This window comes from Kerstersia similis, assembly GCF_965139615.1.
Lineage (GTDB): Bacteria > Pseudomonadota > Gammaproteobacteria > Burkholderiales > Burkholderiaceae_B > Kerstersia > Kerstersia similis.
This window is the reverse complement of sequence record NZ_CBCSIQ010000004.1, coordinates 137,451-156,726: the sequence shown is the minus strand read 5'-3', so window position 1 is coordinate 156,726 and position 19,276 is coordinate 137,451. Positions and strand designations below refer to the sequence as shown.

Here is a 19,276-nt window from a genome sequence, read left to right as displayed (position 1 = left end):
CTACCTCACAAGGCCGGGGAAGCGGCTGGCGAGGTACTTGACGAATGGGAAGGCCCAGTTATGGACATCGGACAATGACGCCGTGCCTGTAATGGATGCGCCGCCGACGCTAACCTTTGTCAGTTCCATCGTGATTGGGGGATCCATGGCCGGCCCGCTGAGATCGGACGACAGAAACGGCCTGTAGGTCACATAGATCGGATCGCTGCCATTAATGGCGGATTCGATATGCCCAACAATCTCCCGCGTCACACCATCAACCGTGATCTGCAGAGCTGGAACCTGGCCCTCTTCAAAGCCAGGCAGCTTGAAGCGGAATGCGCCGGCCTGAAAATCAACGTACTCACCAGGATTCAGCGCGGCATCACCTTCCAGCCTGGCCGTGATGTCCTCATAGCCAATCACTACACGGATGGCGGTCGGATGGCCAGCATCATCACGAAATGACGGGTGCCGGATCTCTAGGGTGTCGAAAATTACGCCCCGATCAGGCATGTGACCGGACGCGTAGGCCTCTTTCAATGCCTGATCGAGGGACATATCAGGCAACCACCCAGTCGGAGCGCTTTTCCAGTTCTGCCAGCAGGGCGGCCTGCATCTCTTCACCCACGCTGCCGCCATTCGTCATGGCAGCCAGAACCGTCGCGGCTTGGTCGGGCGGCAACAGATAGTTTTTGGTACCAATGGCGCGGAAAGTGCCGTCTTCGCTCAGGGCGCCGACATCGAAAACAACAAGCAATTGTTGGCCACCGTCATCTTGCGCAGTCAGGGTCAGGCTTTTCTGGCGAACGCCGATGGATTGGTTCAGATTGATAATGCTCATTTTTGAAGCTCCAAAGAAAAAGCCCCGGCATTTGCCGGGGCTGAATAAATAAAAACCGCCTCGCGGGCGGTTGAGTGAAAGGGGTTAAACGGATGTCGGCGATGGCGGCCTTATTCCAGTCAGAGCCTGCACGCAATCCTGAATTTGCTGGATCACATTGGACGCGTAGGTCATTCGACTGGCCGCCAAGCTGGCGCTGGGCCTGGAAGATTGATATTCAGCAGCCATGCCCATCAAAAGCTCAATTTGCTGCCAGGCAGAAACAATATCCTGCGCTTCACTGGCGTCCAGCATGCCAATTCTTCCAGCCAGCGCAGGCCAGACTGTAGGCCTGGGGACGGACGCCCTCTCTGCTGGAAACTGGCCTGGATCATCGACATCAGCGGCCTGCATCGCATAAGCAAACCTGTCAAATATCGTGGCGATATAGCCCGCCAGCTCAGCAGCAATGGCCGCCTTAACTGACTCCGCTTCTGCCTTTCTCACTTGCTCATCCCTCCTAACTGAAAGCCAAGCGCCAAGCCAGGCAGACAGAAAAACCGCAAAAAAACCAATCACCGCGCCAATGACGGCGCCTGCCCACTCCGGCATTTCAAATCCCCTTGTTTCAAAAATTGCTGTGCGTAATCAGTTGGCCGGATATTTTCCAATACCCGCCTCCGGTGCTTCCATCTTCATCCGGCGGCTCAGCCCATTTGCAGCGCTTGCGAACAATGCCGTCAGGACCATCCACCGTCACCATGAACCAATCTTTATATCCGTCGATGTCATTCAGACAGAACGCGTAGTATTTCTCGTATTGAGCGCGCGTCAGAATGAACGATACGGAGATAGTGATTGGGAACACTCTCCACCGACGACGGCGAAACTCCGTGCCATCATCCATGTCTGTGCCAGAAAACGGTCTCTTCGGTTTCCGGTTAAACCCATAACGAACCGGGGCCGGCAGATCTGCGGGCCATTCTGGTATTGCCATTTATCACCCCAATTGCGGCGTCAACGCGTAGCGGCGTTCAAGCGCCTTGCTCATGCTCCCCTGCCCGGAAGCAACGTTGCTGGCCATGCGCTTTTCGACCTGTTTGAACATGATGTCGATATCGAATCCGCCGCTTTGATTTCTGGTAGCAGTCACGGATTCTGGCTGGCTTTGAACGCCATGAAGATTGACGTTGATATTTGGCTGCGAGGATGATGCCGACATCGGCAGCCGCGGATATCCTGCCATGCCACCCACTGCGTGCCCCGGGCCGCGAATCGCCCGACGCAAGGCGTTGAAACCTTCTTCTCCCCCAAGGGCGCGAATCTCATCTTGATTGAGAACCCCCTCGCCCTTGTGAACGAGACCCGCTGGCTCAAGACGTCCACCATCGCCGGTGTAGCCACCAACGTCATAAACGCCCAGTGACGACAGGCTCCATGGATTGCTGGTGTTTGTTGACGACCAATTGGACGACATAGACCCAAAGGCGCTACTGATTGCCCCGCCCAGCGCTGAAGCAAGCGGCCCAGTAATGGACTGCCGTGCCGCCAGGCGCATGGAGTCTTCGATAAGGCTGTCAATCAGATCCGATGCACTGACCTTAATGCCTCTCGCTGATTTAGCAAAAAAGTCTTCCATTTTGGAAAACGCATTACCAAACAGTCCCTCAATACCGCTGGATACGTTCCGAGCGGAATCGAAGTAGTTTTCCAGCCCTCGCGTGGCGCCCGACACCCAATCCGCTTGAAGAGCCAGGCGCACGGCGTAGCGTTCTCGCTCGCGTTCCAGCTCGGCATCGCGCGCTTGCTCGATTGCTGCCTGTTCGCCGGCGCTCAGGCCCGCAGGCGAATTGCGCCGCTCGCGCATGATCTGGCGGTATTTGTCCTCGACCTGGGCCAGCGAATCCAGCAGCCCCCGGTACTGATCGCCGCGCCCAAAAGCTTCAATCTCGCGGAAGAACTGACGCTCAGCGTCTGCCCGCTCACCCTGCAAGCTCAGCAGCGTCTTGTTGAAGTCGATCTGCCTGGATTTTTCGTCACTTTCTGCCGCCAACAGAACCAAGTGCTTCTTTATGTCAGACTCAAACCCGGCATAAAGCCCCTTCGTCACCTCGTAGCGCATCTTGTCGGCTTCAGTGACAAGGCCGATCATGTCGATCTCGCGCTGCATTTCCGTCAGCCGGAGCGATGCGTTGGCCTTGTCCAGCGCCCTGGCGGCCGCCTCAGCTTCTTTCCGCTTTGCATCGGTCTTGAACTTGATTGCACCGACGCTGATCTGCGCCTGCAGCTTCTCAAACTCCGTTTCCTTGCCGATCAGGGAAATGCGCTCGTTGATCTGTTTGATGTAGCGCTGCCCTTCGTTAATTTGCTTTGAAGCGGCACTACCTTTTGGCGCAAACGATGCTCGAATCCGTTTTTCAACATCTGCTGGAATCAAGCCGCCAAACTCCTTCTTGGCCTCAGCCAGCTTCGCAGAAAGCTTTTCCGCGTCTGTTGCGTACTTCCCCAGCCATTCGGTGCGCTTGGCTTCATATTGCTCCGGAGTTAGGCTCGCCAGCGCATCCCCAGCTCCCGTTGCTGCTCCCCTAAGACGCTCCACAACTCCTGTCAGCGCCTCAACAACCACAGTAAATCCTTTGGTTCTGCCATCTGCGGCTTCTACTACTTTTGCATAATCCATCCACCGAGCAACCGCATCTTTAGGCACACCCGCTGCCTGGGCTGCTTGGTCAAGAACTGGCGCGAGGCTGGTGCCCGCCTTGCGAGCCTCATCCAGCATATCCCGATATTTCTGCCAATCCGAATAATTGGCAAACATCCCTACACGCATTGAGGCTTCCAAATTCTCGAATGCCTTATCCGCCTCTTCAGCCGCCTCCTGTCGCTGCTTTAGTGCTTTTGCCAGCTCATCACGCTGGGTCACCTCGCCCATACGCTCGAATTTTTGTGTGATGCTCTCCAGCGGCTCCTCTGTATCCAACAGGCTTTTCCGCGCTTCAGACGTCCGATTCGAAAACAACCCCCAGGCCGCGCCCGCAACGCCTAGCCCCAAGGTAAGCGCCCCCATAGGCCCACCGACCAAACCCAACAGCGAAGAGTAGAGGGTTCGGTTCGCGATGCTAAGCGCCGTTGACGACGCAGCCAATTGCCGCTCGGCATTAGCCAACACCGAAGTTGCGAACAATTTTTCCCGCTCACTAGCCGCTGCTGCCAGTGTGGCTTTGGCCTCAGCCACCCTTGCTACTGCTAATGAATGGGCTGCCGCAGCAGAACTACGCGATGCTGCAACTTCTTCAATCTTGGCGAAACCAAGTGCCCGAGTTTCGGCCGCAGCCCGCATGGTCTTTACAGCATAGGCAAGCATGAGGCCACCTGCTGCAGGAATCGCTACATCGGCCAACAAACCAAAGTTGTCCGTCACATGGTTGATGCTACTGGCCAATGCTGCCGTGACACCCCGCGCCTCGTTCTGACGGCCAAGGTACTCACCAAAGGCATCCCCCATCCTCCCCAACGCGTCTTTTACGGTCGTCGGCATATCTTCGACCGCTTTTTTTACTGACTGATTTGATGACACAAGAGTCCGGGAAAAATCCCTCACGGAAATTTCCCCGTCTTTGCCCAAGCGCCTTACCTCATCTGCACTTCTGCCCAGGCTTACGGAAAGCAGGTCGATCACGCTCGGCATGGCATTCACAACAGACTTCCACGAATCTGCGTCAATCTTTCCCGCAATCAAAGACTTCGAGTACGCCTCCATTGCTCGCTTGCCCTGGTCCGACGTCGCCGAATTAACCACCAGCAATCCAGAGAACGTGTCAATTGCGTCAATACTCTGGTCAAGGTTCAAACCCATGTCACGCAGAACAGGGGTCATCTGAATGAACCCTTCCCGCGTTTCCGCGAGCGACCGGAAGGTGTCGCGTGCCGACTCCACCAGACGAGCTTGCACATGCTCGTACTCTTCGACGCTCTGTGTGACCTGCCGAATACGACTGGCGTACTGTCCCCAATCGTCAGCCATGTTAATGCCGGCCATCAGCGAGAAACCACCGAGGGCCGCCCCCGCAGTTCGCTTCAAAGCCGTCAATGCAGAAGACACCCGCGTTTCCGTGGCCGTCATGCTGCTCTCGTACCGCTGCGATGCTGACGTCGCTCGCGCCATTGCGCTCTCAGACTCACGGGCGAACTGCATAACAGCAGCTTGGCTCGCAGAAAAGCTGCGCACAACGCCGGCGGTGTTCGCAGCGAGCGTGACGCTGATCCGTTTATCCATTCCTTGTCCCTATTGTCCCGAAAGCTGCGCCAGCGCTGCGTTCTCCATCAACCTGATGTCAGAGGCGATTGCCTTGCGTGCTTTTCGCCTCACCCCACGCAGGCTCAAGGTGGCGTGAATTTCAGAAGCGGGAATACCAACGCGGGTCGGCTGTGCAAATCCCGCACACAGCCAGGACCAGCAAGTTGCTAAATCAAGAAACGCTTCTACGCTTTCCACGTTCTCCGGCCATATTTCTATGTCCTCGCCAGAGAAGGATGCCGCAGGCCGACAAGCATCAAGCACCTCCTGTGGAGCGCCCGCCGCCTTGAGCGCGGCAAGCACAGTGCCGTCTATGGCGAAATCGTCGGAGACGGTTGCCGTCGCTCCTGCCCAATGCCTGGCGGCCTCAATCAGTTTTTTTCGCGTGCGCCCTTGTGTGCGAGGAAGAAGCCACGAAACAACGCAGGCACCAGCTCTGGGTAGGCCGAGAGCACTTCTTGCAGCGTGTCGGCTGTAAATGGCTTAGCAGTGCCACTCTCGTCGTCTACGCCACGCCAGCCGACCATCTTGTCAGCGATGAAATCGACGTCCGTTGCATACGGCCACGGTTCAATTACTCGCCCATTGCCCCCGGTGATCGGGTCCAAACCGATCAATACCCGACTATGGTTGCTAATCTGATCATTCAGATCGACAAGCTCTTGCTGCGGCGCACGCCGGTATTGAGCAACAAACTCGATAGCGGTCTGTTCCCCATTTTCGTCGTACACAGCAACCGATATCGGATATGCCACCAAAGGCCGGTCTTTCACCACAAATCCCATTTCACCCTCCCTTTAAGCGACCTTGATTTCCAGTTCGTCGTTGCCAACGCCCGGATTCACATTGAAATCCAAATTCAACATGGCGATGTTGTTATCGTCCGAGTACGTCGGATTCTTCAGCTGAGCTGACGGCGCGCTGATCGTGACGATATTGCCCGGCTTGGCCCCATGCGTGATGCTGATATGGTGCTGTGTAGCGCTCAGCACCATCGCCGGCCAGTCCAGATCGGCGATGCGCGGCAGCTCCAAAACGGCCTTGCCAATGGGTTGCCGGTCTGTAATCTCCGCGCCTTCGCAGTTGATCAGGGCTCGCCATTCAAGTTGATTGGCGATATCAAAAGACAGCGACTGCACGCAACCCGAATATCCAGCCAAGGACCATTCCGGCGTGTTGCGCTTATCGGCACTGACCGGCGTCTGAAACGCTTTGTAGTCGACTCCGGTCGGCATTGCCTGGTCTTTGATCGGGCTGTAAGCGCCCAGGAAGCGATACCGCATAAACGGGATGCCTTTGGCACTGATTTCAAACGACACCGTACCGCGCGCGTCAACGATCTTGTGAAAGAGCCCATCGAGGTAATAATGCAGCGTGATGAGTTCAAAATCGCTAGAGACTGGCGTATAAACCACGCTATCACCGGCCGTAACAGTTTCTGCGAAGCCGCATGCACGCATCAGCGGCCCCCAGGCGGGAACCTTGCCGGCCTCACCTGAACCAGCCAGTTCAACTTCACCCTCGATCTGCGCATACTGGGTCGTGACGATTTCACCCGAATTCCCCATGTAGGGCCGCAGCAGCGCACGCTCGGCGTACTCGGCGCTGATGGGTGTTGCGGTCACGTTCCGCAGCAAGATCGCGTTTGCAGCGGCCGTAGGCGCCGCATCGGTCCCGGCCACGGTCTGCAGCTTTGCGAGTAGCAGCGTCTTTTTCACGGTTTTTGCCATGATTACCCCTTCTTACCCTGGCAGTCCTGGCAGCCTGCGGTGCGTTGCACCAGTGTGCGCTGCCCAGTCACTGGATCTCGTGTATAGCTGCCGCCGCAGCCCCAATGCGGATCAGGTTGCGCTGCGGCTGGCGCCGCCGCCACCGCAGGCGCATCCTTTGTTTCTTCGTTCTTGCTCATGCTCTATCCCAAAGAGTGCTCATCGGTTTGGTACACAACCCGGTACCTGCGGGTGACAACCTGCCGTGTGAGGTCGCCATTGGCATACTTCGGCTCATCGGTACCCACCTCCTCGACCGAAACCAAGCCGTCCATCTCGAAAGACATCATCACTGGATGTACGGCAGAAAAAACCTCTTCTGACAGTTCTAAGTGATCGTCCCCAGCCGTGTGAACAACCACATGGATCTGCCTGGCCCGTGTTGCCATGCCAATAGGCATGGCATCGACAGCCTCGGCTCCAGGCAGCACACAGACCGTTTTCCGGTCTTGCCGGGTCATGGCGCGCACTGGCGATGGTTCCACAGCAGCAGGAAAGTCAGGGGACGCCTCCAGCGCGTCCCTCATGCCCAGCACAAGACGAGCCAGGAACGTCATGGCACTTGCTCCAGTTGCGCAATGCTCCAGTACCCGTCACCTCGAACCAACGGCTCTTCTTTGACGCGGTAGGTTTCATCCCCGATTCGGATCACGCTGCGGCGCTTGATGCCCTGCACCTCAGCCGTCGTGTATTCGATGGAGTAGTCGGTGGTGTGAATTTCTCCGTCCATCACAACCTGGTCCGGACGATCAAACCGGGCCTTGAACGGGAAATCTGGCTGCCCGCTGCGGACAAGCCAGATTTCCTGCCGGACACCAATCCGTTCAAATGCCCGGTCGAATCGGCTGTTGTCCCATTCCATAATCAGGCCGAACGCTTGAGTCGAATGATGGCCTTGGGCCGCGTCGGCAAGTGCAGCGGGTTCGACTGGCTTTCAATCTGCAGTCCCTTGTTGAACGGGAGAGGCTCAACCTTGGTGTAGTACGGCAGGCCGTCGGTGTTGACCGTTTCGAGGTAGTCGCCAGGCGCATATCGCGTGATGAAGAAATCAGGCACGCCCTCCGGGAACGCAAGCGCTTCATCATCGGGCACATACGGATTGCCGAGAATGCGGCCACGGTAGCGCTCGTAGGTCACGCCGCCCAGCTCGAACGAATCCGCGGCCTTCCCCCGCAGTTCGGCCGCCTGGGCCGTATTGAGGTAGGTCTCACGTACCGACTTGTGGTCGATCAGGTCTTTCCAGAAATTCTTGCCGCAGAATGCGCGAGCACCAGTCATCGGCACTGCGCCCAGGACATCTTCGATGAGATCCAGCACGTCGCTGGACTTCGTACGAACCACGGTAGTCGCAGCATTCAACTCCATGTTGAACTCGAGCTGCGTAATGCCAAAAGTGGCATACACATCCAGCAGCACACTCACGCCATCCGCGTCCAACACTTTGCCTTTCATGGCGCCCAGACGCTGGTACTCGTGAGTGAGGTCCAGCTGCGTGCGATGCTTCGCTTGGTACTTGGCCACACGCGCCGCTGCGACTTCCACTTCCGTTTGGCTGCCGAATGCGCGGATACCCTGGATTTCATCCGCCAACATGGTCGAACGTTGCGGCAAATGAACTGTGTTGAAAGGAATCAGGCGTCGCCCGGTCAACGTCGCAACCTGCCCCACGCCACCACGCTGCGCAGCCTTCACCAGGCCCAGGACCGAACCATCGTACTCAATCTGAGCCACGGTGGTCGCAATGCCCTCTTCGGAAAAGAGGCCCAGGGCACCGATACGGCCGGGAACATACGGCAGCTCGTTGATGGCTGCCGTGAGGGTGGTAACCGAGAACGCTTCGTCCTCGAAAATATTGATATCAGCCATCTTCAGGCTCCTGAAATAGAAAAGGGCCGCGTATGCGGCCCAGTTGTTTGCTGGCGCGGTTGCGCTCAGTCGCGGACGATCACGCCCTGTTTTTCGAGCGTGGCACGAGCTGATGCATCGAGGCCAACCAGCAACGCGCTGGCGACTTCCGATGCCCGCGCAACGATCACGATTTGCTGCGACTCGCCCGACGCCGGCACCCCGGCGTACAGCACGGCATCAGCCGAAATCGGGTTCTCCTCGTCAGCGCCGGGGCCGGTATAGGGCGCGTAACTGCCCGATGCCTTTTTGGTCAGCAGCGTCCCCGCTACTTGATCGGTATCGACGGCTTCCAGCACAGCGTTCTCGCGGGAACGCTGGCCATTGGCCTCGGACAGAATGAAATCGGCCGCACGGGCCTGCTGGTGAATGAAACCCATTGTTTCCTCCTAGGTTGTGGACTTGCGAGCGGCATAAATTGCCGACGCGTTCAGGGCACGCGGCTTCGCGGCCGGCGTGGAATCTTGTGGACGCTGCAGATTGCTGATTTTGCCGACCGAGTCTTGAACAACCCGATCAAATAGGCGAGCGCGTACCTTTTCGACGTCCAAGCCGGCAACAATGTAGTCACCTGCCAAGTCAGGCAGTTGCGCAGCCGCGCACAACCCGCTAATTTCCAACGCCGTATCAATACGCGCAGACACCGCCTGCTCACTATCCAATCCACCTGCAAGGATGATGCTGTTGCTCAACTGAGGGATTCCCTTCTCCTGGCACATCGTGATGACCTGGCGAGCGAAATCATTCACTTGCGGTGCTGGCTGCTGTTCAAGAGGTTCCAGAGAATCGTCAGGTTCAGAATCGCCAAGCGCCTTGAGCCAATCTTCCGGTGCCCCCTTGTAGCCTTTCAGCAGCCCAACCGCCCGAAGCGAAGCGACGATCTTGACCGGGGATTCGATGGCATCGCAAAAGCCCAATGCCTGCGCTTCCAATGCGCTCAGCCAAGTGGTCTCCGCCATCATTTCTCGGACTTTGTCCTCCGGCTGACCGCTTCGACTGGTGTAAGCAGCGACGATTCCGTCACCAGCTTTGTCCATCATGTCCGCCATCTTGCGCAATTCTTCAGCAGTCCCGCCCGCAATGGTCCATGCATCGTGGATCATCAGCATCGCGTTCTCGGGCATGATGATCTCATCTGCAGCCATCAGGATCAGAGATGCAGCGGACGCAGCCATGCCATCCACACGGCCGACGACGTGGAGTTGCAGGCGACGCAAGCCGTTGTAAATGGCGAATGCATCAAACACGCTTCCACCGGGGCTGTTGATCGAAAGCAGAATGCGCGCGGCCCCTGCGGTGACCGCGTCCAGTTCGTCCATGAACTGCTTTGCCGTCACGCCCCAAAATCCGATTTCGTCGTAAATGCGCAGTTCGGCGACCTTCTCGCCTTCTACATCCTTCGCCGCCAGGGCGTACCAGTTCTTCTTTGCCATCTCGATTCCTATATGCGTCTATTACTGTTGCGTCGTATCTGCGGGATCGGCGTCGATCTGAGGTGTAGTCGCCCCCCTCTTTCCATGGCGCGAATCACTATCCAGCGTCAGCCCCGCTTCGTCAGCTGCCTTGTTGTCTGCCGCGATTTCGTCCAAGACAGTTTCCGGGTCCTCGCCCTGGGCCAAAATTACCGCTGAACGGCTGATCAGCCCCGCCCGGATTTCGTCGGTCTTCGCCTTCACATCCTGCACGGGGTTGAAGTAAGCCCAGCCTTCGGGAACCCAAAGCACTCGCATCCAATCGCGTTTGGCAGACTGAAAATCCTGGGCCGAGATCGTGCCCGCGAGGACTTGCGCCTCAATCCAACTTCGCCAGATCGGCCTGCACCACTGATGAATGAAGGTGGACCACTGGTACTGCTGCACCAAGCGGTGGAACTCGTTCACGACGACGCGCAAAGTGCGATCGCTAATTCCCCGCAGATCCCCCGAGGCAATTTCATAGGGCAAGCCGACACTAGCAAACGCCGCCATCAGCTGCTGGCGCATGAACTCCATGTAGTTATCTGGCGCCCCCGGTGGTGCTGAAAACTGAACTTCTTCACCCTCTCCCAGCTCCTGCAGCGAGCCAGGCTCCAGTGTGAGGATTTCAGAACCGTCGCGGTCGTAATACTCGCCAGCGGTATGCACCGGGTCCACGCCACCATCACCGGGCGCCTTCTTGATAAACCCCGCGAACAGGTTGCTGACCTCTTGCCGAAAGGCAACCGCATCATCGAAGTTATCCAAGGTTTTCAGCCGCAACAGGATCGTCGCCAGATCTGACACGCCACGCACTTGACCTGGGCGCAGCACTTGATAGGCATGAACCACGCGACGAGCATCAAACCGCTTCGTCTCCCAGCCGCCCTGAATCACGCGTCCGTACTCGCCTGGATGCTGTGTGTACAAGTGATACGCGGCACGCCGATTGAGGCGGTCAAACTCCACGCCGTTGACGATCTCGTGCCCGTTGGCGAGGGAATAGGACATATCCACCGGAAGGTGATCACCTTCCAATTGCTGAATCTGCAACGGCACGGTCAGTCCATCCGATGGCAGACGGGGACGAAGAATCGCCAGCGTTTCCCCATCGACAAACATGGCGCGTGCAGCCAGCGCCTGCTGCCCGTAGAAATCCAGACGCTCATCCGCGTCACTTTCGCCCACCCAATCAGCCCAGGCGGCTTTCAGTCGGCACCGCACCTTGGGATCTGGATGCTTCGGATATGGCTGAATACCGGTACCGACGACATTCGACACCCAGCGAGCGACTGACGTTTTCGCCCAGGGATCGTTAGCAACGGCATCCCTGGCACGCCGACGAATCAAACCCAGGTTTCGCGTCGCGGCCGTGTTCGGACCGGATGCAGAGGGCATCCAGCTGCGTGATCGGCTTCCCGTGGCGCTACCGGCCTCATAGCTGCTCGATGCTGAGCCTTGCAGCCTCGTAGGCAATACGAAACCGCGATTTGCTAAGTTGCGATATCGCATCAAACCCCCTTCCCACCGTGACGCAACTTCGTGATACGCCTAGACGGCATGCCAGCCTGGCGACGTAGATCCGCTTCGATCACGCGCTTGGCTGCCAGCAACTCGTCCATCGAGCGATACCGGACGCGTTTGTCGCCGTACTGAACTTCCAACTCGCTTGCAGCAATAGCCCGTTCAGTGGCGATCAAGTCCTGCTGTGTGTACGCCATCTCAACGCCTGCCTCTTAAATAGGATGACTGCGCACCTCGCCGCCTCGACCGAGGCGCTGCTACAGATGCAGAAACGCCCGCTTTCGCGGGCGCCTTATTTTCTTTTGTCGGTAGCGCTGGCTGCTCACTTCCGTCGTCCTCTTGATCGGGTGGATACGCTTGTGCCCCCAACTTGTCGGCAAGAGCCTGCCACCAGGCTTCAGTCTTTCGCGCAAGCTTCAAACGCGCCTCAAGCCAAAGGGCATACACCGCACAATCAAGCGCCTCAACCCGCTTACGCATAGCGGTCCACAGCGTGCGCGTGCCGTGCGCCGTCTTGCGAACAGCACGCACCTCGCCAGAGAACTGCCTGAACCATTCTGGTGTGAGGTCGTGGGCAAGGTGAACGTACCCCGCCCCCTCTTTCTCTACCTGCAACCGCGAGTGCAGCAGATCCTTTGCCAGATTCGTACCGACATACCAGAGCACCACACCCTTTTTTGAGCGCTTCCCCTTCCAGTCGATATCAACCAGCACGCCACCGTCATCAATGCTTTTTTCACCGAACGGTCGCCCACGGATCGCAAATACTCGCCGGGCCTTGTTTTTACGTGCGTACTCATAGACCGCGTCGGTGTGGTGGCCTCCTGAGTCGATTGCCGAGGCATAAATCGACATCTGCTGCCCCGCCTCATGTGCATACCGGGTCTCAAACAGAAACTCAGACAAATCCTTCCACACTTTTTCCTCTTCAGGATTCCCGAAAAAGATCTGGTGATCGACCGTCCACATTTCCCCGCCAGGCCCAAAGCCCCAAACGCCGGCCTCGATGCGGTTGTCCTGCGTATCTACCCCCGCCAACAGCAACAAACAACGCTCAGGCACCACGGCCTCGCCGTGCCCTGGCAGCTCGAACCCCTCGATCTCCGCACGCCGCTGCAACTCGTCAACGTCGATCTTCTCGACTTCGCCTTCCCAGGCCCGGCCAAGCGTGGTGTTCCAGAACGTTTTCAGTTCGGCGCCATCGCCCTTCTGAGCCTTGTCATATGCGTCCATGAACGCCGACACAATGTCCGCCCAGCGCACAGCTGGGCTGTATGCGGTCCACACGTGGAATGCCACATGCCGATGGGCCGGAATAACATGCCCGCGGCGATCCCGAAACACACCGTCGTGATCAATCGTAGAGCCGTCAGTGCCGACCCATATACCGTCGTCTGCGACAGCCAGGTACTCTGCCTGGGTGATCAGCACGCCGCAATGCTGGCACAGGTGCTTGACCGTTTCTGGTTCGCCATCCAGCCATTTAAAGCCGTTCAGCTCGTCCTTTCCGCCCCACGTCAGGGCGTGACGCTCGCCGCAATGCGGGCAGGCGATCTGATACTCGTATCTGGCGTCAGCGCTTTCAGCGCGCTTCTCCATCAGACACGTGCCTTTCTCCTTCGGCGTGGAGCCGACAACCAGCTTCGGAAACGTGGCCCCTTCCAGGCGCTTGCCCGCCAGTGTGCCGGGATCACCCTCACCGTCGATGTCAGCATCAAACGAACTGAATTCATCGAGGTAGGCCACCCCAACCGATATCCGACGATAGTTGCCAGCAGACTTCCCGCCCCGCAGATGCAGTACCGCGCCGAGGAATTTCTTCATCAGCAGCGTATTGTCTTTATGCCTCGCCTCCCGCTTGGGGAAAATCGGATGCATGACCGACACGTCACGCAACATCGGGTCCAGCTCGGTTTTTACAAACTCGTCCCTGTCGGAATCCGTAGGCTGCCACAGAGCCTGGTTACGGCGCTTGTGCTCAGCAAAGTAGCCGATGGCCGCGAGCAAGATCTTCGTGTAGCCAACCCGTGCCGACTTGATGACATCCACTTCCTCAACTTCATCACTACCGACACACGACAGAATGGCGCGCTGAAACGGCCAGGCCTGCCACCGCTGCTCAACGTAAGACGACTCTGCCGACAGATAGAAATGCTGCTCAGCCCATTTGCGCAGCGTCAGCGGTTCGGGGGCACTGAATGAAGCCAGTCCTCGACGGAGCGCGCGTGCGATGACGCCGCGATTCGACTGGACCAGCTGCATTAGTTATCCTCATCGCCACTCGCTTCTATGTCCTCCAGGGACAACGCTGCAATTGCATTTCGTGCCCGTGCAATCTCGGTTTCCACAATCAGCACGTCACTGGCTGACAGCGTGCTGATCCTCCGCTTAAGCGTTGAAGGAATCGAATCCAATATCGCGCTGACAGTGCTGCCAGTTTGTGAGAGCACAGTCTCCAACACAGAGACCAGCGCCACCTCTCCACGCCGCACTTCGTTTTCCATTTCGATCTTGTCAGCCTGAGCAGCCGCCAAACGCGCTTTCTCCGCCTCCAAGTCCAAGCCATCGCCATCAGCGGGCTTCCCCTTCACGCGACCAGCGGCCTGCTCCCGCAGATTGTCGCAATAAGCGAGCAGCCAGTTCCCCGCCGTGTCGCCCGAGGTCAAGATCCCGCGCAACAGCAAGCCGCTGATCACCGGCTGCGTCACGCCCACCGCTGCCGCAAACCGCGCTTGCGTGGTCTTCTTCGATAGATCAATCATTTTGCGGTAGCCAAGGCCTGTTCAAGAGCGGTCGAAAACTCAATATCAAACCGCTCACCATGGATCTGGTCGGCAGTTTCGAAAAATGGCAGTCGCTCCCGGTACGAAGGCACCCGACGCGTCGCCAACAGAACAGGCTTCACATCTGCACCGTGGGTGCCCGTTTTCCGCCAAACACCAGCCGCAAGGTTCTGCTCGCGGTTGCCCGACATGGAACCTTTACCGCGACTGACGAAGTACACAACACCATTGATGCGCTTGTACCCTCCTACTGTTTTTGCCTTTGCCAACCGTGCACGAGACTTTGCAGTGGAGTTTGCTCGATACCCCTGTTCACCAAAAGCCTCGAGGTATGACATTAGACGCACCAATTGGCCGCGAGACATATTGCCGTAGGCATCCATTTCGGCCCCAGCGCCTGGCACCGTATAACCACCAGGCAAACCGACCCGTTCCAGCGCACGCTCCGACCGTTTCTGCGCACGATTGCCGCCGTACACCTGTGCCCACAGGTACTGATCTGCCCTGATCCCTTTGCCTGCGTACTGAGCAAATCCAACTGCCGCCTGTAATCGCGCTTTCGTTGCCCTCGTCACACGCAGCGACCGTTGCGTATACGGCGTCGGGCGGTCAAACACCCGCAGAATCTCTTGCTCCAGCTTGAGCCTAATCGACCAAGCCGTCTTGTTCAGTGCAACAGAGGTGGCATACGGCACCTGACGCTCTGCCCGTTGAAGAAAGGCAGCGCCCTGCCGCACGGTCGATTTGTACGTGAGCATGGTCGCCTCAAAGATATAACCCCCCCAGGGTTATAAGGGGGGTCAAATTCACAGCGCAGATTGCTGAAACCCGCATGAAACCTAGATTCTTGGGGAAAATTATTATTACCCCCCCTAGCAAAATTCTCGTAAACAGCGACCGTTCAGGGTCCGAACTCCCCTTACCGGAATAAATCCGCCAGGGGCCCCCGGATTTCCACGCGAACGATCCAACGAAAAGCCCGCCGATCAGCGATGATCGGCGGGCTGTTTTACTGCTGCATTTTCAATGGACGCAACTGTGCTGGCGATATTGTCCCGCATCCTGTACCGCTTTTGTTGACTCCGTGTCCCGGTAGCGGGACACGGAGTATTCAGCATAGGCGCCAGACACCGCTGCCGGCTTAGAAATATGGGCGCTGCCGCTGGCTACCATTGCTTCCAAGACCCTGCGCACAGCCTTTCGGACTGCTTCACGTTCTCTTGCCGAAAGCACACGCCCATAAGTGACATGGCGCACCAGCTCCACAACCCGAAATCCTCTTTCGGGATATTGAGACATAAGAGTGACTATCTGCCCGGCGTACTTCATGCGAACTCCCTTGCTACTGAATCTTTGAACAGTCGGACACATTCGTCATAGCTGGCCCTACTGATATCCAACGCTCGCTGCGCCCTTTCACGCTTGTTGTTCCCCGTTCGATGCCACGCTCGTCGCTCCACACCATCAGCGCCAATTTCCAGCCCTTCCTCCCATTGGTCATATTGGCTTCGATTTGTGTACTCGAAGCGAAGAACCTGACGCGTCACCTGCGGCATCCTCTCGAAGATGCGCTGAACCCGATCAGCAGCCTCCCGGTTGAAGCACCTGCGTGGCGGTGGCAGATCGTCTGGAAACCAAGCGTGTGCGCTATACCCGCCCTCGAATGACCCGCACTGCGTCCGCTCCCTCGGGCCGGGCTCTTGGCCGTCCCAGCACGCAACAATCCAGTTTTCGATCTCTTCTCGCACATATGCTGGCCAGCGCGGTTCTGACGCCCCCATCAGACCTCCCTGAGCGTGATGCCATGCACCCACAGCATCAGCTTTCGTTTCAGCACATACAGCTGCAGGCGGCGCGTGGCTTCGCTTTTCACATCCTCAACAACCTGCCGTCCACCTTCCGTGTAAACGAAGTCCGCGACATAGCGCACGCACACCTCCGTCTTGCCGTCAGCGCGCTTTTGCTTCGGGAGCAGTTCATACGGCACCTGCAAACGCAGATCCAAAACCTTTCCTGCCTTCTCCAACAGTTTCAAGTGCCGATACCGACGAGCCTCTTTCTTGGAGGCGAACGTAATGCCATCAACGACGGTTTTCTCGTTCAGATACTTGCTGGCCATGCTCAATCCTTCAAACCGCTGTACACAGGCTTCCGACCTGCTGCCGGCGCTCTGCCAAACTCAGTTCCGGCAGCCAGATCATCAAACCGCATGTATTCCCCCGCAAAGCGCAATGCAACAGTCCCTGGCTGACCTTGTCGCAACAAGCCCACGTTGACTTCGCAGATGCCCTTGTCCGGCGAGTCCGGGTTATAGACTTCATCGCGGTACAGAAAAAGGGCCGCATCGCAATCCTGCTCAATCGCCCCCGAGTCACGCAAATCTGACGGCATCGGGCGCTTGTTCGGACGCTGCTCCAGGCTGCGGTTCAACTGCGACAGCAACACGATGGTGATGCCCAGCTCTTTTGCCAACGCTTTCAGGCCACGCGTGATCTGCTCGATCTGATCGTTACGCGTGTTGCCCTCGCCTTCCATCAGTTGCAGGTAGTCGATGACCAGCACCTTCAGACCGTAGCGGCGTTTCAAGAGCCGGGCCTTGGCACGCACATCCATCAATCGCAAGCCGCCCTGGTCATCAATCCACAAAGGCAACGTTTCCAACGTCTGGATGGCATAGGTCAGCTTGGGCCACTCTTCAGACGTCAAGCCGCGAGGATCCAGGATGTGATCCAACTGGATCTTGCCCACGGCGGCGACGTTACGGTCGTGCAACTGACGGCGCGGCATTTCCTGGGAGAGAAACGCAGCAGCATGCCCCTGGCGGGCCACGTTACGTGCGATATCCATTGCGAAGGCTGTCTTGCCCATTTTTGGCCGTGCCGCCACGATGATGAGCGCCCCTTCATGCAAGCCGCCCCCCATCCGCTTGTCCAGATCCTTATGCCCGGTGGAGATTGCCTGCGGCCCTTTACCTTCTGCACGCTGCGACAAATCTTCCAAGTACTCCACCAGGTCATCACTGACCCGTACCGGCTCCGCCCCCTCCCGTTGCTCCGTCAGCAATTCCAGGCCGGCCTGGCAGCGCCCGATCAACACATCGGTGTCATCGACCGGCAAACGTGCCGAATCATGGATCTCTGCCGTCAGCTCAGCCAGGCCCCGACGTTGTGCGCGGTCACGCACAATCTGCGCATACCGGGCGATATTCGCAGCGCTGGGCGTGTTTTGATACAGACTGTTCAGATACTGCAGCGTCACAAGATCCGGAAATGTGCGGCCCAGGCGTTCGCGCAGCGTCAGAACGTCCGCCCCCACGCCGTCCAGAATCATGCTGACCATTTGCCGGAAAATCTCCTGGTGATCGGCACGGTAAAAATGCTCGGCACGCAGGTCTGAAATCTGGTCAATGGCGTCATTGCTCAGCAGCAGCGCCCCCAGGACGGCCTGCTCAGCATCGACGCTGGCAATCACGGTCACGTCTGCGGACATCATGCTGCCTCCCGGCATTCACGGGCATTCCGGGCCTGAATCTCAGCCTTGGCCTGTTCGCCCACAGACGTTAGACGGTATTCACGCCCCCCTGCCTCCTCACGGACATACCACAGACGGAAATAGTTGTTGCGCACGAAGTTCAGGAAATGACGGCGCCAGTCAGCCTGCATGCGTGTGCCCCTCGGCCCGTTCTGCCCAAACTCCAGCTTGAAACGGTCCCAGGCGAGCTGGATGAACTCCATCGGGAGCCCGGTGTCATCAACGTACTGCTGGATAGGCGCATAGCCGCTGATCGCCTTTTCCCCGTTCTCGCGGCAACGCTCGAAGAACGTTTTCAGGGTCATCCTTGCAGCCCGAACCCTGCCTTTCCCTGCCTCAGCAGAGCCCACGCCGCAGCATATGACCGCATCCAGCCCCTCAGGAGTTTCTGCGTGGGCAACAGAACGCAGCACTGCCACGCGATAGCCGTCCACCTGTCCCAGCTTGAAGATGGACTTCGCACGCACCGATACTCGGTCAAGCTCGATGCCGATGACAGCAGGTGACGTCACCAGGATGTCAACCTTCCCATCACGCCCATCACCTCGGTCGTCAACCGAGTACTCAAGCGTCAGCTCGCACCCAGCATCACGCAATGCCTCGGCAAAGCTCTCCTGAAACTCCCTGGCGGTTTCGCCTTTGGCAATTTTTGAACACGATTCCAAGATTTCCCTTACCGCAGGGAAGGGTAAGGGATGGGTATTTTCTTTTTCTTTATCTATATCTTCTTCTAGGCCGTTACTCGACCGTTGCTGTAACGTTTCATCGGCGTTACCGGGTTCGTTACTTGGTGCGTTACCGTGACCGTTACCCGATTCGTTACCGGAACCACCCGCTTCAGCCTTCTTTTTGGCCCTGTGCTTCGCCACACGATCAGCACTGCTGTCGCTACGCATCTGGCGCTTTTCCCAAGCCAACGGCTGCCAATCGTCGGAAATCAAGCCAGCCGCCACCAGGCGCTTCTTGACCTCACGAATGACGGCATGGTCGATCCACAGGCGTTGGGCCACAATGCGGTCCAGCAGCTCCGGCTGGCAGCCCGTATCAAGCGCACCATCACCCTTAAGCGCCAGCAGGCCAATAAAGTGCCGCTGGTCCTCAAAGGCCAGTGCAATCATCTTGGGATCGTTCAGGAAGTCCGTGTACATACGGAACCAAGGCATCTTGCTCATTGCGCCCCCTTGTTCTGTTGGTTTGCGGTCTGGTTTTCC

21 protein-coding genes are annotated in these 19,276 nt (G+C 57.8%); all 21 read right to left on the bottom strand.

Translation table 11 applies throughout. The features are described 5' to 3' along the window. The 21 genes from ACNA1V_RS04405 to ACNA1V_RS04305 all read right to left on the bottom strand — a co-directional run bounded on the left by ACNA1V_RS04405 (position 1) and on the right by ACNA1V_RS04305 (position 19,237). Positions 1-540 (bottom strand): DUF1833 family protein, encoded by a 540-nt coding sequence (locus ACNA1V_RS04405; protein ID WP_415832357.1) that lies wholly within the window; start codon positions 538-540, stop codon positions 1-3. A 1-nt stretch (position 541) separates the two neighbouring features. Then, positions 542-823 carry a hypothetical protein gene (locus tag ACNA1V_RS04400; protein ID WP_415832356.1) on the bottom strand — a complete coding sequence of 94 codons (282 nt, stop codon included), beginning with the start codon at positions 821-823 and terminating at the stop codon, positions 542-544. Positions 824-907: 84 nt separating this feature from the next. Then, the gene (locus ACNA1V_RS04395; protein WP_415832355.1) at positions 908-1,414 is read right to left on the bottom strand and encodes a hypothetical protein; all 507 of its coding nucleotides are present in this window, start codon (positions 1,412-1,414) and stop codon (positions 908-910) included. Positions 1,415-1,430: 16 nt separating this feature from the next. Continuing rightward, positions 1,431-1,709 (bottom strand): hypothetical protein, encoded by a 279-nt coding sequence (locus ACNA1V_RS04390; RefSeq protein WP_415832354.1) that lies wholly within the window; start codon positions 1,707-1,709, stop codon positions 1,431-1,433. Between the two features lie 93 nt (positions 1,710-1,802). Then, positions 1,803-5,078 (bottom strand): phage tail tape measure protein, encoded by a 3,276-nt coding sequence (locus ACNA1V_RS04385; protein ID WP_415832353.1) that lies wholly within the window; start codon positions 5,076-5,078, stop codon positions 1,803-1,805. Between the two features lie 9 nt (positions 5,079-5,087). After that, a complete protein-coding gene (locus ACNA1V_RS04380) occupies positions 5,088-5,363 on the bottom strand; it encodes a DUF1799 domain-containing protein (RefSeq protein WP_415832422.1) in 276 nt (91 codons plus the stop codon). Positions 5,364-5,470: 107 nt separating this feature from the next. Next, a complete protein-coding gene (locus tag ACNA1V_RS04375; RefSeq protein WP_415832352.1) occupies positions 5,471-5,884 on the bottom strand; it encodes a phage tail assembly chaperone in 414 nt (137 codons plus the stop codon). 12 nt (positions 5,885-5,896) lie between these two features. Beyond that, complete coding sequence (locus ACNA1V_RS04370; RefSeq protein ID WP_415832351.1) at positions 5,897-6,829, bottom strand: phage tail tube protein; 933 nt, start codon at positions 6,827-6,829, stop codon at positions 5,897-5,899. Positions 6,830-7,011: 182 nt separating this feature from the next. Further along, the gene (locus ACNA1V_RS04365; protein WP_415832350.1) at positions 7,012-7,425 is read right to left on the bottom strand and encodes a hypothetical protein; all 414 of its coding nucleotides are present in this window, start codon (positions 7,423-7,425) and stop codon (positions 7,012-7,014) included. Further along, positions 7,422-7,730: a head-tail joining protein gene (locus ACNA1V_RS04360; RefSeq protein WP_415832349.1), complete on the bottom strand. Its 309-nt coding sequence runs from the start codon at positions 7,728-7,730 to the stop codon at positions 7,422-7,424. Before ACNA1V_RS04360 ends, ACNA1V_RS04365 begins: the two co-directional genes overlap by 4 nt. A gap of 2 nt (positions 7,731-7,732) precedes the next feature. Next, the gene (locus ACNA1V_RS04355; protein ID WP_415832348.1) at positions 7,733-8,734 is read right to left on the bottom strand and encodes a major capsid protein; all 1,002 of its coding nucleotides are present in this window, start codon (positions 8,732-8,734) and stop codon (positions 7,733-7,735) included. A gap of 65 nt (positions 8,735-8,799) precedes the next feature. Then, positions 8,800-9,153: a head decoration protein gene (locus ACNA1V_RS04350; RefSeq protein WP_253104997.1), complete on the bottom strand. Its 354-nt coding sequence runs from the start codon at positions 9,151-9,153 to the stop codon at positions 8,800-8,802. Positions 9,154-9,162: 9 nt separating this feature from the next. Then, positions 9,163-10,206 (bottom strand): head maturation protease, ClpP-related, encoded by a 1,044-nt coding sequence (locus ACNA1V_RS04345; RefSeq protein WP_415832347.1) that lies wholly within the window; start codon positions 10,204-10,206, stop codon positions 9,163-9,165. Positions 10,207-10,227: 21 nt separating this feature from the next. Next, positions 10,228-11,739, bottom strand: a complete 1,512-nt coding sequence (locus ACNA1V_RS04340) for a phage portal protein (protein ID WP_415832346.1) — start codon at positions 11,737-11,739, stop codon at positions 10,228-10,230. After that, positions 11,739-11,948: a phage head-tail joining protein gene (locus ACNA1V_RS04335; protein ID WP_415832345.1), complete on the bottom strand. Its 210-nt coding sequence runs from the start codon at positions 11,946-11,948 to the stop codon at positions 11,739-11,741. Before ACNA1V_RS04335 ends, ACNA1V_RS04340 begins: the two co-directional genes overlap by 1 nt. Position 11,949: 1 nt before the next feature. Continuing rightward, positions 11,950-14,013, bottom strand: coding sequence for a phage terminase large subunit family protein (locus tag ACNA1V_RS04330; RefSeq protein WP_415832344.1), 2,064 nt, complete (start codon positions 14,011-14,013; stop codon positions 11,950-11,952). Beyond that, entirely contained in the window at positions 14,013-14,513 is a 501-nt protein-coding gene (locus ACNA1V_RS04325; RefSeq protein WP_253104985.1) for a terminase small subunit, read from the bottom strand. Before ACNA1V_RS04325 ends, ACNA1V_RS04330 begins: the two co-directional genes overlap by 1 nt. Next, positions 14,510-15,292 (bottom strand): hypothetical protein, encoded by a 783-nt coding sequence (locus tag ACNA1V_RS04320; protein ID WP_415832343.1) that lies wholly within the window; start codon positions 15,290-15,292, stop codon positions 14,510-14,512. The genes ACNA1V_RS04325 and ACNA1V_RS04320 overlap by 4 nt, the downstream gene beginning before the upstream one ends. A gap of 1,022 nt (positions 15,293-16,314) precedes the next feature. After that, on the bottom strand, positions 16,315-16,653 hold the full coding sequence (locus ACNA1V_RS04315) for a DUF1064 domain-containing protein (RefSeq protein ID WP_415832342.1): 339 nt from the start codon (positions 16,651-16,653) through the stop codon (positions 16,315-16,317). 2 nt (positions 16,654-16,655) lie between these two features. Further along, complete coding sequence (dnaB, locus tag ACNA1V_RS04310) at positions 16,656-18,026, bottom strand: replicative DNA helicase (RefSeq protein ID WP_415832341.1); 1,371 nt, start codon at positions 18,024-18,026, stop codon at positions 16,656-16,658. After that, positions 18,023-19,237 carry a hypothetical protein gene (locus ACNA1V_RS04305; protein WP_134838545.1) on the bottom strand — a complete coding sequence of 405 codons (1,215 nt, stop codon included), beginning with the start codon at positions 19,235-19,237 and terminating at the stop codon, positions 18,023-18,025. The genes dnaB and ACNA1V_RS04305 overlap by 4 nt, the downstream gene beginning before the upstream one ends. Between the last annotated feature and the right edge of the window lie 39 nt (positions 19,238-19,276).

Coding starts and splice junctions, on each gene's coding strand:
- ACNA1V_RS04405 (WP_415832357.1), bottom strand. CDS start 540: ATGTCCCTCGATCAGGCATTGAAAGAGGCCTACGCGTCCGGTCACATG.
- ACNA1V_RS04400 (WP_415832356.1), bottom strand. CDS start 823: ATGAGCATTATCAATCTGAACCAATCCATCGGCGTTCGCCAGAAAAGC.
- ACNA1V_RS04395 (WP_415832355.1), bottom strand. CDS start 1,414: ATGCCGGAGTGGGCAGGCGCCGTCATTGGCGCGGTGATTGGTTTTTTT.
- ACNA1V_RS04390 (WP_415832354.1), bottom strand. CDS start 1,709: ATGGATGATGGCACGGAGTTTCGCCGTCGTCGGTGGAGAGTGTTCCCA.
- ACNA1V_RS04385 (WP_415832353.1), bottom strand. CDS start 5,078: ATGGATAAACGGATCAGCGTCACGCTCGCTGCGAACACCGCCGGCGTT.
- ACNA1V_RS04375 (WP_415832352.1), bottom strand. CDS start 5,884: ATGGGATTTGTGGTGAAAGACCGGCCTTTGGTGGCATATCCGATATCG.
- ACNA1V_RS04370 (WP_415832351.1), bottom strand. CDS start 6,829: ATGGCAAAAACCGTGAAAAAGACGCTGCTACTCGCAAAGCTGCAGACC.
- ACNA1V_RS04365 (WP_415832350.1), bottom strand. CDS start 7,425: ATGACGTTCCTGGCTCGTCTTGTGCTGGGCATGAGGGACGCGCTGGAG.
- ACNA1V_RS04360 (WP_415832349.1), bottom strand. CDS start 7,730: ATGGAATGGGACAACAGCCGATTCGACCGGGCATTTGAACGGATTGGT.
- ACNA1V_RS04355 (WP_415832348.1), bottom strand. CDS start 8,734: ATGGCTGATATCAATATTTTCGAGGACGAAGCGTTCTCGGTTACCACC.
- ACNA1V_RS04350 (WP_253104997.1), bottom strand. CDS start 9,153: ATGGGTTTCATTCACCAGCAGGCCCGTGCGGCCGATTTCATTCTGTCC.
- ACNA1V_RS04345 (WP_415832347.1), bottom strand. CDS start 10,206: ATGGCAAAGAAGAACTGGTACGCCCTGGCGGCGAAGGATGTAGAAGGC.
- ACNA1V_RS04340 (WP_415832346.1), bottom strand. CDS start 11,739: ATGCGATATCGCAACTTAGCAAATCGCGGTTTCGTATTGCCTACGAGG.
- ACNA1V_RS04335 (WP_415832345.1), bottom strand. CDS start 11,948: ATGGCGTACACACAGCAGGACTTGATCGCCACTGAACGGGCTATTGCT.
- ACNA1V_RS04330 (WP_415832344.1), bottom strand. CDS start 14,013: ATGCAGCTGGTCCAGTCGAATCGCGGCGTCATCGCACGCGCGCTCCGT.
- ACNA1V_RS04325 (WP_253104985.1), bottom strand. CDS start 14,513: ATGATTGATCTATCGAAGAAGACCACGCAAGCGCGGTTTGCGGCAGCG.
- ACNA1V_RS04320 (WP_415832343.1), bottom strand. CDS start 15,292: ATGCTCACGTACAAATCGACCGTGCGGCAGGGCGCTGCCTTTCTTCAA.
- ACNA1V_RS04315 (WP_415832342.1), bottom strand. CDS start 16,653: ATGGCCAGCAAGTATCTGAACGAGAAAACCGTCGTTGATGGCATTACG.
- dnaB (WP_415832341.1), bottom strand. CDS start 18,026: ATGATGTCCGCAGACGTGACCGTGATTGCCAGCGTCGATGCTGAGCAG.
- ACNA1V_RS04305 (WP_134838545.1), bottom strand. CDS start 19,237: ATGAGCAAGATGCCTTGGTTCCGTATGTACACGGACTTCCTGAACGAT.